Origin of the sequence: Anabaena lutea FACHB-196 (genome assembly GCF_014698305.1) — a bacterium.
GTDB lineage: Bacteria > Cyanobacteriota > Cyanobacteriia > Cyanobacteriales > Nostocaceae > Anabaena > Anabaena lutea.
Genome location: NZ_JACJST010000050.1, coordinates 1 through 12,039 on the forward strand (window position 1 = coordinate 1; position 12,039 = coordinate 12,039).

The following is a 12,039-nucleotide window of genomic DNA, read 5'->3' on the forward strand; positions in this document are numbered from 1 at the left end:
TAATGAGACTTAATCCCAATAAGCGTAAGTATTATCAACAAGGTCTAAGAGCTATGAATCTTATACAGTCTGTCTTTTAGTTGATCTTGTCCCCCCTTCAGATACTCTTTACCTATAAAATTTCTCCAGAAGATATCATTTCTGTGCGGGTAGATGGTGATAACTTCAAAATTGACGTGAATACGGAAACAGAGATGTTTCGCTTTAAAGCTAAAGGCTTAGACAGTGTAATCATGAAAGATGTCAAAACAGGAATTTTACAATTAACCTTTGATCCAGCTTTAGCCCAAGGGATTTATAACATTGTCGATGAGTATTTGTAAGCAATTCTCGACTGTACATTTTTGTTCACCGTATGTCTAAGGAAGTGTATAGGCAGATTTAATTGCAGACATCATCAATATGGATATTTTTGGAAATTGCTATAATCAAAACAAACTTAAAAAAATCCTGATATGATAGCCATTCCCCAACAACCGCAAAAAATGACCATTGAGGAATATCTCGCATGGGAACTTAACCAAGATATTCGCCATGAATACATCAACGGTGAAGTTTTCGCCATGACTAGTGGTACAATTCCCCATAATGATATTGCGCTCAATCTTTACAGACCTTTATACTCCCATGTTCGTCCTAGAGGTTGTCGAGTCAACGTATCAGATGTAAAAGTCCAAGTTACTCTTAACAGCCCATACTTCTATCCTGATCTTATCGTCAGTTGTCACCCTGATGACCTCAATGCCCGTAAATTTATTCAAAATCCCAAATTAATTGTTGAGGTTCTTTCTCCTGGTACAAGCAGTAAAGATAGAGGGGAAAAATTCAGATATTATCTAACAATGCCCAGTTTACAAGAATATATCTTGATTGATTCTGAAAAAATCTCTGTTGAACGTTATTGTCGGGGAGAAGGAAGAATGTGGCTTTATTATCCCTACACTACTGGAGATATCATCACTTTATCAAGTATCGAATTTGAATTTCCAATTGAAATGCTTTATGATGGTGTGGGATTGGAAACAGAAGCCTAAAAACACATTTCACAAACTCTGTAAATTCTCACCAATAAATCTTACTATAATTAAACTACAATTTAGTCACCGATAACAATTATGGCAAAACGCAAGAAAAGCAATTTTCAGTGGATTAAAGAAACCCTGGAATTAAAGCCAGATCATCACTGGGAATCTCCCCCAGAATATAATATTTTTGTTGCAGGTAGAGGGGCTGTGCGGTTCAATGTTCCTCGCGGTTGGATATCTAAACCACAGGAAAAATCATTTAAGTTCATGGATAAAAAACCACCTAATGATGATTGTTGTTTAGAAGTATCTTACAATCACTTGCCTCCTAATGATTGGACTCTATTTCCTCTCAAATCTACTTTAAAGAAAATCCTGGAAGATGACAGCCGTGATGTAATTGAAAGGGGAGAAGTGATTACCGTCAAGCGACAAACTGCCCGGATTATGTGGTGTGAAATTAAGTTTATTGACACTCAAGCAGAACCAAGGGAAGCCTTTTCGCGGACTTGTGTTGGTTTAGGTTCAAATATTCAATGTTTGATTACCTTTGATTATTGGGCAGATCAAGCAGAGCAATTAATACCTGTTTGGGATGAGGTGATGCGTAGTTTAACACTCGGATTATATATTCGTGATCCTAGAACCGGTTTAGCTTTCCCAGATTGAAGTCATCAAACAATGAAAGTCGATTTTTTCAAAGTAGAAGTTGTTCCTCATAATCCCACTTGGAAAGACGCATTTATAACTGAGTCCAAGCAGATTTCACTTGCACTTGGTGAAAATTGTGTTGCTGTACATCATATTGGCAGTACAGCCATTCCAGAAATTTATGCCAAGCCCATTATAGATATTTTGCTGGAAGTTAAAGACATTATAAAAGTTGATGAACAGAGTTCAAAACTAGAAATATTAGGTTATGAAGTAATGGGTGAGTATGGAATATGCGATCGCCGTTATTTCCGTAAGCATAATGACGCAGGAATGAGAACACACCATATTCATGCGTTTTCAGTTGGTTCAATGCAGATAGAACGCCATTTAGCATTTCGAGACTACATGATTGCTCATTCTGAAGACGCACAGAAATACAGTGATCTCAAACGTGAACTTGCAAAGAAGTATCCTGATAATATTGAAAGCTACATGGATGGAAAGGACTGTTTTATTCAAGAGATAGATAGAAAAGCAGCAGAGTGGAGAAAAATATGCTAGGAGCGATCGCAGGTGATATTATTGGCTCAATGTATGAAATTAGCAATATTAAAACTAAAGATTTTCCTCTTTTAAACCCCAACAGCATTTTTACAGATGATTCAGTTTTAACCGTGGCGGTAGCCGATAAACTTCTAAATGGTGGTAGTTATGAAGAAAATTTTAAATCTTACTATCATCGCTATTCAGCTAGAGGCTATGGCAAAAATTTTCACCGTTGGGCAAAAGGCGAAATTGTCGGAGCTTATAACAGTTTTGGCAACGGTTCAGCCATGAGAGTAAGTTCTATTGCCTATGAATCTTCTCGGACGTATGTCTGGTTTTGACATTGAGGTAAATTTAGTCTAAAAAAATCCCCGTTAAAAAAGTACTCCTATATAACAAATTTGCCACTAATTAAAATTTAACAACTATCTAAAGCCCAGACAAAATCAGGATTAAATTATTTGCAGTTATCAACAAACAATGTTATTATAGAACATAATGAACTAGATTTAGTCTAAAATTTAACTCCTTTTAATTCCACAATTAAAAAACCTAAAATTAACGCATCTTTCAACCCCCATCACCAAGTTCGGAGTAATCCCAAGAGTGCATTTGACGGAAAGGAAGACCCATCTTTTGGAAGACATACTTCTCTTTCACACCAGAAGCAACTAAGTCTGGCTTCAATGCTTTGATGAATTCTTCAAATTCAAAAGCGGTAACGTCGTCATAAACGATGGTTCCGTTTTCAATGTAGTGAGTGGTACGTTTGTAGTCGTCATTATGAGCGAACTCATAACCAGTACCAATCATTTTCATTCCCAAATCTTGGAAAGCGGGAACAACGTGACGAGGACGTAGACCACCAACCATCATTGCAACTGTCTTACCTTCCAAACGGGGGCGATATTTAGAAACGATCGCATCCATTGTGGGTTGGTACTTAGCAATTACCTTCTCAGCATTTGCTTGGATCTTCGCGTCAAATTTAGAAGCAATTTCGCGTAAGGAAGCTGCAATCTTAGTAGGACCGAAGAAATTATACTCAAGCCAGGGTATATAAATTGCAAGTCGCTTAACCCTTTATGTAGTAATACTTTCAGAAATCATTTTTTCTCATGGCTTATTTTTGGCTTAAATCTAGCTTTGGCAGTACCAAAAAACGCCATTTTTTAAGGGCTTCATTCAATCACATTGTGGCTTAATCTAAATTCAATATTATTGATTCTGTAGCAATAAGCTACATAAAGTACAAATACCTCTTCTGCCGTTGTGCGATCACAATTTTCTTGCTGTTCAAACGCTACTAGCTTAATATTGTTGTGTAGTGATATAGAAATATAGTAGCAGAACCAACAATTACCCAAGTTTTTTGTGCAGGCGCATCACAGACAGCTACGCTATGCAGCAACTAAAACTAAATTTTCTAAAACGTTAAACGCGATTACCAAGTAAGATTTGCAAAAGGTTTAACAAAAAACAACTATCAAAATTACATTTAATGACCATACAAGAAATTGTCCTAAAAACTAACATAGCAGTTAGTTTACTTCCTTCAACATTAGGCAATAAGGTCAATCTATCACCTACGATAGAGCCTTATGTAAAAGAAGGTTATACAGTAATTGATGAAAGGAGAGAATTAAGAAACTTAACAGCAATAAATTACATTCAATCATTAGAAGAGATAGAATACCCTCTCTTTGACGTTACCGTTAGCGATAGTGAAAAATCATTACGGTTATTAAACCTGCAATGGTTATCGCCAAGAATGCACCTTAATACTTGGGTTAATGCATATTTAGTAGATGTGGCATCACTATTAACTCCTAAACCGTATCCTTATAGCAATGTGTCTTTAAAGGATTTTAATTTTGATTCTTCTACAAGCATATCTGTTAGTATCGATGACGTTGGATACGGATTTTTAGTTGATAATGACCAAATAGTTATCATTGGTGAATTTAGTCGTTACATCTATTTGGAGAAAACGGAAAACATAACTATCGCTATTGGCAGTATCGCAAATTCACTACAAGCTATCGCTACCGCTATTAGTGAACTAGAGCTTAACATCATACCTCCTGATGATAATGACGATAACGGCGGTGGTGACGATAACGGCGGTGGTGACGATAACGGCGGTGGTGACGATAACAATAATGGAGATAATGATTTTATGCCTTTAGCAGTTAAAGATAGCAACTACACAATCACAACTAACGGTGAACGTATAGCTTGTATTACTAGTTTTGGTGGTTTTACTGTAACGCTACCCCCTAACCCAGCAACTGGCTGGGAGGTAGAAATTATCTATTTAACAGGTGGTATAGATTCAGTGCAAATTAATTTTAACGGCAACAGTATAATAAGCACTGATATTAACGGTAACGCAACACTGGATATTACTGAAGCAAGTTTAACTCCTGCAAATAGAGGTGGCAAGTTGGTGTATAGCAACCCTTATTGGGAGTTTTACCCTAATCATGGTGCTACTAATGCAAACGCCAACCCGCCGTTTAATTTAGTAACTATCTAATAACTATCTCTTAAAAGTTAAGGTAGCTAGCCTTAACTTTTTTATAAACAAAACTTTAAAAATAATGAGTTTTGCAAAACCGCAAAAGGGACTTGTACCTATTGGTGGCAACTTTTACGCCACCCCCAAAACACCCCAAAAACCAAATTATTCTGAACCTTTTAAGGACATTATTGATGTTGGACTCGACGGGATAACGGTAAATCCCCCAATTGGAATTGACATCGAATACATTTTTGATGGCTGCAACGTTGGCATTCAAGCCACAGGTTTTTTGATGTGGATGATTTTGCCTTCATTTCAACTCCTTTGGCATAATCCATCACTAGAATGCAACCCGCCACCCTACGAGCCAGATCCTTTAGACAATAAACCTTATCCTTTTCCGCAAAAACCACCAAACCCCGAAGCAAAATATCTGTATGTTCGATTTCACTCATACTCAAATATCTTCAGTGAAGAAGGAAACGCAAATGAAGATTTTGATGGACAATTCCCAGACGGATTTACTTTCAATCAAAGCAGTGTTAAGACCAACAAGTTAACACGAATGGAAGAAATTATAGAGGAAGTTATTATCGGTAAAAAGCTGATACAATCCCCTTCAACTTTTATAGATATTTATGCCACTCATGTATTGGAGTGGGAAGAATCTTCTCAAGCTAATAGTACCTACCCACCAAACAATCTAAAAACTTTGCCAGGTAAAAAACCATCATCCAATAATCATTCCTTTTCAGTTCGTACATATATAAATGCATCTGAACCTAACATACGGAAAGATGAAATATTATCCTACAATTCGTCTCGTTCATTAGGAGAAGATGCAAATGGACAACCGTTTGGAGCCGAACAACACTCGCAAGGTGAAATCGATTCGAGAATCGCTTTTAGCGTAGGAAGGCTTTCATACAATGAATTAGCCGACATCGCGAACATAAATACCGTGTCGGTGACTATTGAAAACACGTTAAGCAATGCCGATGATCCTGCTTACAACATAGGCGCTTATCGAAATCGTGTAGGCAAGCCAAGGTTGTTTTTAAAACAACTTCCCAAGGGAGTTGCCCCACCACCACCACCACCAAAAAAGGAAAAGAAAATGTGTTGTTGCCCCGAAGAATTAGCTTTGCTTAAGTTGCTCTTAAAAAGATTAGGACCAGTACCTGCATCTGTTCCCCAATATTTATCAGTAAAAAATTCTCCGACTATCACTATTCCATCGATAGCGGAATACATAGCTTACACGGTCAAACAACTTGATGCTCTAACTGGTCAGTTCCCAATCGAAATCGACATTGAAGATGCAGATTTGACAGAAGAAGGTAATCAAGGCAAGACGCTTAATCTGCCAAACATGGCTGAAACCCTGGCCGAGATGATGACCACTCTTTTACTTTTACAAAGTCAGAGCGATGCTAATCTTAACGCCACAATTCGGGCATTGTTTGAGTCAGGGCAAACCAAACAGATTGCACAAATTACTCACGACATAGCAGAGGCAAGTGCAACATATTTGGGATACAAGGGTAAGTTTGTCGAGAAAGAATATCCGATGATGTTTACCCCCGGTGAAGAGCAGTTAGACAAAATTTTAAAGGAAACAAAAATCAAGTTAAGGTCATGGGCTTATGACGATAAGGATGACTTGAATGATGTCTTGGCTCCACTAATGGAGTTTAGCGCGATGTGGAAAGCTCAAAATTTCAGGAATTTAGGAACCAGTTCACCCGCATTGAAATTAAAGGATATTTTCTCAACAGGTCTGGGATTAGCGAAAAAATTATCAGACATAAATCCTGATGAAGATGATTTTGATGCTTTTACGGAGCAGGTAGAAAATGGGTTTATTGCACAGGCAGGAGTAACCGACCCGTTAAATCCTTACGGCAAGGATTTTACCCGTCGTCCAAGGGTTAAGGAAGTAGGAACACAATCACCGGAGTAGCTTTCACAGGGTAATCATACATCTGCCTTGGTTATTTCATTGCCATAAACGGTTTGCAGAAGAAATAACCTTTCATTAGCTATCTGTTCTCTAATGAATGATTCAGATGTTTTCAACTCAAATGCAAGCCGTTTAACTAGCTGTTCCCGTGGTTGGTAGTGATATTTTCGCCCCCACCGGGAACTTCTTTTTTTCATTAGACGGCGGCTTTTTGTGCCTAGTAAAAAGTAGCAGATTAAATCCATGTCAGGGTTTCATGACGTTCTTAAAGTTTACCATCAATTGTTTTTTGGGGGTTGTACTTTTTCGCAACCCATATGGGTTTCTATTCTACTGGTGAAGGACGCATTCTATGTCAAAATAGCTCCAAAAAAAATTTAACAATCGCTAAATCAAGAGCTATATTCAAAAAATAAAGCAAGAGTACGAACGGGGACGTAAAAAATGGCAGTTAAAACAGATTTGACTTGGACTGAATTACAAGCCGCACTGACTGCAAAGGGACTTCCTAACGCCGTTGTTGTAAGCGGTGGAAAAGTGATGATAGATGTTGGGGTGATTGTTGGGGAAGCAACTGAACAACTTACTGATGAGGGCGTTTGTGAAACCTTGTTTAAATTAAGAGATGCCGCAGGGGCTGCACAGGAAACTGTTAACGAGACACTATTAGAAGAAGAGAGGCTTACTTCTTTTCCGGGCTTTAGTTTTGGATCTCCAGATGCTGAAGGATTGGTAGGGGTGACACAAACTTCTACCTATACCGTGCCGTTAAACCTCAACCAAATCTTTGGAACTAATTAATTAACCAAATTAAATGTAATTTAAGGGGGATATATGGCACGACGTAGAGGGGAAAAAGTCCCGGTTTTTGTTGTTTTTTCTGGACTTAATTATGGGTTTCAAGGGACAGAAAGAATACTAAAAAAGTATGGGGGGCTATTAGGACAGAAACTTTCAGGGGCGACACCAGGGGTTTTTTATGGGTGCAACTCTCCTAAGCCACCTAGAGCAACTATTGCAGAAACAGAAGGCAAAGAAAATACCTTTACAGGCAGCAGAGTTTCGTCTTTTTGTTCTGCCGATAAAGTTGATTCTCTGAAAAAAGCTAACTGGGTAATTACTAAAGCTGGAACTATACGAGGTATTAAGCAAGCTGGTGTTACCAGAACTGTTCATGTTGAAATGCCAGGGGGATACAATTACACCTGGAATTTAAACAAAGAGGAGTTAACTCATGTGCAACTACTTGGAATTGAGTTGACTACTGGTTCGACAGATAACCGTGTTTGGGGTTCAAGTCCTAAACCCCCCCGTGCCTCAATAATTATCCAGGGTCAGAGAACATCAACTTTTATCAAGCCTCAGGGTTCTGTAATTGATAAAGCGATCGCAGCCGGTTGGAGTATTTCGGGTGTTGACTATGACCTTATCCCTAACGCCGGTTAATTTCCCTTCTGATGGCAGAATGATTATTCTGCCTGGTGATCCAGGTTGGGACTGGACCTTAACTCAGCCTCCTCCTAATTGGAAAGAAATGGCAGCAAAAGATCCAGACGGCTTTGCATTTGTTTTTGAGCCAGAGTCTGGAACTATGCGAGTAGCCAATTCTACTGATTTAGAAGAATACTTGTACGGTGGAGAATACGACGAAAGGCTAGAAGAAATAGGGATGACTGACGAATGGGATGGGTAAATATATCTGCTATTCCCATATCCAAGAAATGGCAGTTTTCTGAATTACTTGATCCATCGGTTGAATGGGTTCGGATTAGACATTCTCTATCTGAACCTTCAACTTTTACTTATGGACAGTTTGCACAAGTTGACAACTTTTTGAATTTTTACGACAAGCGGCGAATTTATCCTCAATCTGAAAATGAAATTTTTAAAATAGTAGCTCCTCCAATGTTTTCAAGTAGGAGAATTGGTATTCGCAAAACGTCGAAAGAATATAGTTCTTTGACGTGGACAGCTTATATTGATATTTATGTTTAATTTTTAGATAAAGGGTTCACATGGGCGCTGCGGATATTGTTTCTTCAACCTTAAATTCACGAGCCGTTCGTTCGGCTATTGGCAACAATGGTAAAAGGGTTTTTAAAGCTTCTTTTGAATCAAAAAGTCAAAGTGAAGGCGGAATTATTTCTTGGCTTTGGAACGGTGCGGGTAGAATTGTTGGATTAATTGGAGCATTTTTAACAGGAATAGTTTTTTCAGCCGTAGCTATTTGGGACTTGATAGTTTCTTCTGCTCAGTTCATGTGGAACTTTGACTGGAATATGACAGACCAGTCAATTGATGAGCAGATTCAGCAAAGCTGGAATAATCTAGCTGGTATGCTTGGCGGGACGCTTGGGAATGCATTTGGATATTTAGCTTGTGGGGTTCTTCCCGCTGCCACAATATTTGCTTTTAATGAGCCAATGGGAGCTTATATATTCGCCAATGTTGCCGAAGAATTACAAGAAGAATTAGTTGGCAATATATCTAATTTGGCAAGATATACATTTATGTCTGGGGTGCAAACTTTGCTGCTTTGGAGCTTTAAAAATCTTAGAAAGTGGCTAAAAAATAATCCCGGTTTACTTGCAATCGTTTTTGGTGAAGAAAAAGCTCAGGCGATGGCTAAGTCGTGGGGTAGTTCTGGTTCAAAGCCCTGGTCTTTTGCTAAGGCTGTAGAGAATGCTGTTGAATCAATTCCCAATGAAGCTGTTAGGAATTTTGTAGAAGAATTTCTAGAAGAGGCTTGGGAAGGATGTGTGGAGGCTGGCTATGTTGTTGCTGGCGGGATTGATAGTTATATCTCAAAACAGAAATTGGCAAGGCAACAAGTGCCAGTGTTGGGAGACGAGAAATATGTAGAAATCACACCAGATAGGAGTAACGAGAATGAACGAATAATATTAGCTGGACCCGAACAAATTTTAAAAGGTAACATAATCCAAACAATGTCAAGTTACCAATTAATTGAGAATCGGGATGTGGGCAGTTTGGTGGGAATGCCCGCCGACGATTATTTAAGAGCCAAACCTCAATCATTGAGAGTTATAGTAAGTTTTTTTTCAGTTCAAAAACCTCCTTACATTTCTAAAAACGCAAGATTAGTTACTGCTACTTACGCCATCCCAGACGTAAAAACATCGAAGCTTGACTGGGAAACGATAAAACTTGCTTGCGGTGGGGCTAACGGATATATGTGGGGACGGTATCGTTGTACTGGCATTCTAGATAATGGACGGCAGATGCAAGTCATGGGTGCAACCCCAGACGAAGCAGAAGACAGGCTTAAGGCTTTATTGACTTTAAGTAATGCCCAATTAGTTAAAAAACCGACTATTACTGAAGACAGGGGAGAGGATGTTAGCGGTAATTATTTAAAAAAGCCAACTAAGCTATATCCCGGATTTTTCACAATCATGAATCAATACCGTGTCCCCGGTGGGAGAAAGGGAGGAATTCCCATGAGTGATGGCACTTATAACCGCAAGAACGACAAAATTTTACTTTGGACGGATCAAAAACCAATCGGCACTGATGAAAGAATAGCTGACTTACTTAAAAAGCCAGGGTTGAATACTTAACTCGTAAGAGGGATCACTCTAAATGAAAAATAATATTAACGACTTTATGGAAATTGCGCTTATGCAGTTGCCATCAATTATTTGGCTTACATGGAAGGCGGCCAGCGAAAAAGCAGCAATTTACAAAGAAATTGATGCTGTGGGGGATTCTCTCGGTAAGCTAGTTAATTCCCTAGATAAAAGATTAGATTTACACATTCAGGATTCTCATGCCGCGCGAGAAAGTTTAACTGAAAAAATTCAGGGGCAAGGTAAAAGATTCGGTGCCAAGCTTGACCGGATAGAAGCCAAGCTTGATAAATGTGTTGAATAAATTTATTTGATTGGAAGCGATCGCACTCCACCCCAAAAATGCGATCGCTTTTTTACTTAAAACCCAAACATGGCTAAATTACCGTTTGCAACATCAGCATCGTTTATCTCTTTTACAACCAAGGGTTTCCATTCTTTCCATCTTTCGTAGTCAATCAGTGTGCTTGCTGCTTTCCCGCCATCCGTACACCGCCAACAGTACACACCAACCTGTTTGATGGGCTTCCACAATCGCCCATATTTATCCATGTGCCACTTGTTTAATTCCATACCTTCCTCAACGTGATCGCTTTTCATTCTCATTAATCAGCTGCTCTATTGAGAATCAGTCAACTCCCTGAACTCAGAATATGCCTCTCTCCAAGCGGCTGAACCGCCCTTGGAGCAATGCCAGAGGCGTTCGATCAACTGCGTTTGAGTGAGTTCAGAGTTCAGGGAATTTATCAAATGCAAAATTTGCTGTTTTGAGAGTTTTAACGGCGTGTAGAACCGAGTGGTTAAATCGCTAGAGCCATTGTCAGTTGGACGGTTCAGCGGTTCAGAAGTACCTGAACCCGGTTCGGATGCTTTTAAATCGCTAGAACTATTATCAGTTGGACGGTTCAGCGATTCAGTATCCGGTTCAGGACTATATTCCAAGTCCCAAATTTCCTCTAACTTTTCTGGTGTTAGCGTAGTTGGTTCGGTCTTTCCACCAAAATTAAAAATAGTGTTCCACTCCGGTACGGTCACAGAGAAAAATTCCCCGCCGGGATATTTCACCGACCAAATTCTGCTGCTTCCACCAGTTGGAGCAACACAGTGTAACTCCAAAAATGAATCATCACGAGTTTTGGCAGTGCCTTTAGCATCTCCCATTAACGCCAACGTCCGACCGTGAGAAATGAACAGGCAGTTAAAAAATATTTTTCGATTGTCTGACAAGCACGCTTGAATAAAATCACCTGAGTTTTTACAGCGTTTGGCATAATTAGTTAACTCCTCAGCTACCAAGCAAATTCTACCCAGTTTTTCTACTGCGGCTTCACCCTGTTCCCTTAACATTCGATAGCGGCGTTCACATTCTTCAAAGTACCAGCCCATAAATTCATCTATGGCTTTATAATTCATCCCCGCTCCAATAACTTCTAACCCTTCCCATTGCCCTTTTGCAGCATGAGGGTCCAGGACAATTACCCTATCGCCACGATTCTTTCGTGCTTTAACAATGTGACTTGCGGCTGTAGTTTTACCGCCATTTTGACCACCCCAAATCAAAACACAGAAGTAGTTAACTGCATGGGTGAACCAGTCAATTTCAAGTGATTTAACTTCGTTACCCTCTACCTTGTCTTTAGGGTCAATCGTCTTACCCAATGTTTGATTACCCGTTAGGTAAGGCGTTTGTTGATTGCGGATAAATTCAACGTAGGCTTTACGCTGCTCCTCACTCAT

The 12,039-nt window shown here is 39.2% G+C and carries 15 protein-coding genes and 1 pseudogene; 13 read left to right on the plus strand and 3 right to left on the minus strand.

Going from position 1 to position 12,039, the window contains the following annotated elements; translation table 11 throughout:
• Positions 1-86: 86 nt before the first annotated feature.
• The 5 genes from H6G59_RS26560 to H6G59_RS26580 all read left to right on the plus strand — a co-directional run bounded on the left by H6G59_RS26560 (position 87) and on the right by H6G59_RS26580 (position 2,566).
• Positions 87-323, plus strand: a complete 237-nt coding sequence (locus tag H6G59_RS26560; RefSeq protein WP_242038990.1) for a hypothetical protein — start codon at positions 87-89, stop codon at positions 321-323.
• A 132-nt stretch (positions 324-455) separates the two neighbouring features.
• Positions 456-1,034, plus strand: coding sequence for a Uma2 family endonuclease (locus H6G59_RS26565; RefSeq protein WP_190720959.1), 579 nt, complete (start codon positions 456-458; stop codon positions 1,032-1,034).
• Between the two features lie 81 nt (positions 1,035-1,115).
• Positions 1,116-1,694 (plus strand): hypothetical protein, encoded by a 579-nt coding sequence (locus H6G59_RS26570; RefSeq protein ID WP_190720962.1) that lies wholly within the window; start codon positions 1,116-1,118, stop codon positions 1,692-1,694.
• Between the two features lie 12 nt (positions 1,695-1,706).
• The gene (locus tag H6G59_RS26575) at positions 1,707-2,240 is read left to right on the plus strand and encodes a GrpB family protein (protein WP_190720965.1); all 534 of its coding nucleotides are present in this window, start codon (positions 1,707-1,709) and stop codon (positions 2,238-2,240) included.
• A complete protein-coding gene (locus tag H6G59_RS26580; RefSeq protein WP_190720968.1) occupies positions 2,222-2,566 on the plus strand; it encodes an ADP-ribosylglycohydrolase family protein in 345 nt (114 codons plus the stop codon). The genes H6G59_RS26575 and H6G59_RS26580 overlap by 19 nt, the downstream gene beginning before the upstream one ends.
• Positions 2,567-2,746: 180 nt before the next feature.
• Here H6G59_RS26580 and H6G59_RS26585 read toward each other — a convergent pair.
• Positions 2,747-3,284, minus strand: a pseudogene (locus H6G59_RS26585) (nitrogenase component 1); the annotation flags it as partial.
• A gap of 442 nt (positions 3,285-3,726) precedes the next feature.
• Between H6G59_RS26585 and H6G59_RS26590 the strand changes: the two are divergent.
• The 8 genes from H6G59_RS26590 to H6G59_RS26625 all read left to right on the plus strand — a co-directional run bounded on the left by H6G59_RS26590 (position 3,727) and on the right by H6G59_RS26625 (position 10,606).
• The gene (locus tag H6G59_RS26590) at positions 3,727-4,764 is read left to right on the plus strand and encodes a hypothetical protein (RefSeq protein WP_190720971.1); all 1,038 of its coding nucleotides are present in this window, start codon (positions 3,727-3,729) and stop codon (positions 4,762-4,764) included.
• Positions 4,765-4,828: 64 nt separating this feature from the next.
• A complete protein-coding gene (locus tag H6G59_RS26595; protein WP_190720975.1) occupies positions 4,829-6,712 on the plus strand; it encodes a hypothetical protein in 1,884 nt (627 codons plus the stop codon).
• 444 nt (positions 6,713-7,156) lie between these two features.
• Positions 7,157-7,513 carry a hypothetical protein gene (locus H6G59_RS26600; protein ID WP_190720978.1) on the plus strand — a complete coding sequence of 119 codons (357 nt, stop codon included), beginning with the start codon at positions 7,157-7,159 and terminating at the stop codon, positions 7,511-7,513.
• Between the two features lie 33 nt (positions 7,514-7,546).
• On the plus strand, positions 7,547-8,158 hold the full coding sequence (locus tag H6G59_RS26605; protein WP_190720981.1) for a hypothetical protein: 612 nt from the start codon (positions 7,547-7,549) through the stop codon (positions 8,156-8,158).
• On the plus strand, positions 8,133-8,405 hold the full coding sequence (locus tag H6G59_RS26610) for a hypothetical protein (RefSeq protein WP_190720982.1): 273 nt from the start codon (positions 8,133-8,135) through the stop codon (positions 8,403-8,405). Before H6G59_RS26605 ends, H6G59_RS26610 begins: the two co-directional genes overlap by 26 nt.
• The gene (locus H6G59_RS26615) at positions 8,393-8,707 is read left to right on the plus strand and encodes a hypothetical protein (RefSeq protein ID WP_190720985.1); all 315 of its coding nucleotides are present in this window, start codon (positions 8,393-8,395) and stop codon (positions 8,705-8,707) included. The genes H6G59_RS26610 and H6G59_RS26615 overlap by 13 nt, the downstream gene beginning before the upstream one ends.
• Positions 8,708-8,727: 20 nt before the next feature.
• Positions 8,728-10,293: a hypothetical protein gene (locus H6G59_RS26620; RefSeq protein ID WP_190720986.1), complete on the plus strand. Its 1,566-nt coding sequence runs from the start codon at positions 8,728-8,730 to the stop codon at positions 10,291-10,293.
• A gap of 22 nt (positions 10,294-10,315) precedes the next feature.
• On the plus strand, positions 10,316-10,606 hold the full coding sequence (locus H6G59_RS26625; RefSeq protein WP_190720988.1) for a hypothetical protein: 291 nt from the start codon (positions 10,316-10,318) through the stop codon (positions 10,604-10,606).
• A 56-nt stretch (positions 10,607-10,662) separates the two neighbouring features.
• On the opposite strand, the gene H6G59_RS26630 is transcribed toward H6G59_RS26625, so the two are convergent.
• Together H6G59_RS26630 and H6G59_RS26635 are read right to left on the minus strand one after the other, a co-directional pair.
• Positions 10,663-10,902, minus strand: coding sequence for a hypothetical protein (locus H6G59_RS26630; protein ID WP_190720990.1), 240 nt, complete (start codon positions 10,900-10,902; stop codon positions 10,663-10,665).
• A gap of 18 nt (positions 10,903-10,920) precedes the next feature.
• Positions 10,921-12,039 (minus strand): hypothetical protein (locus H6G59_RS26635; RefSeq protein WP_422603195.1); only part of this gene is annotated, 1,119 nt, incomplete at its 5' end.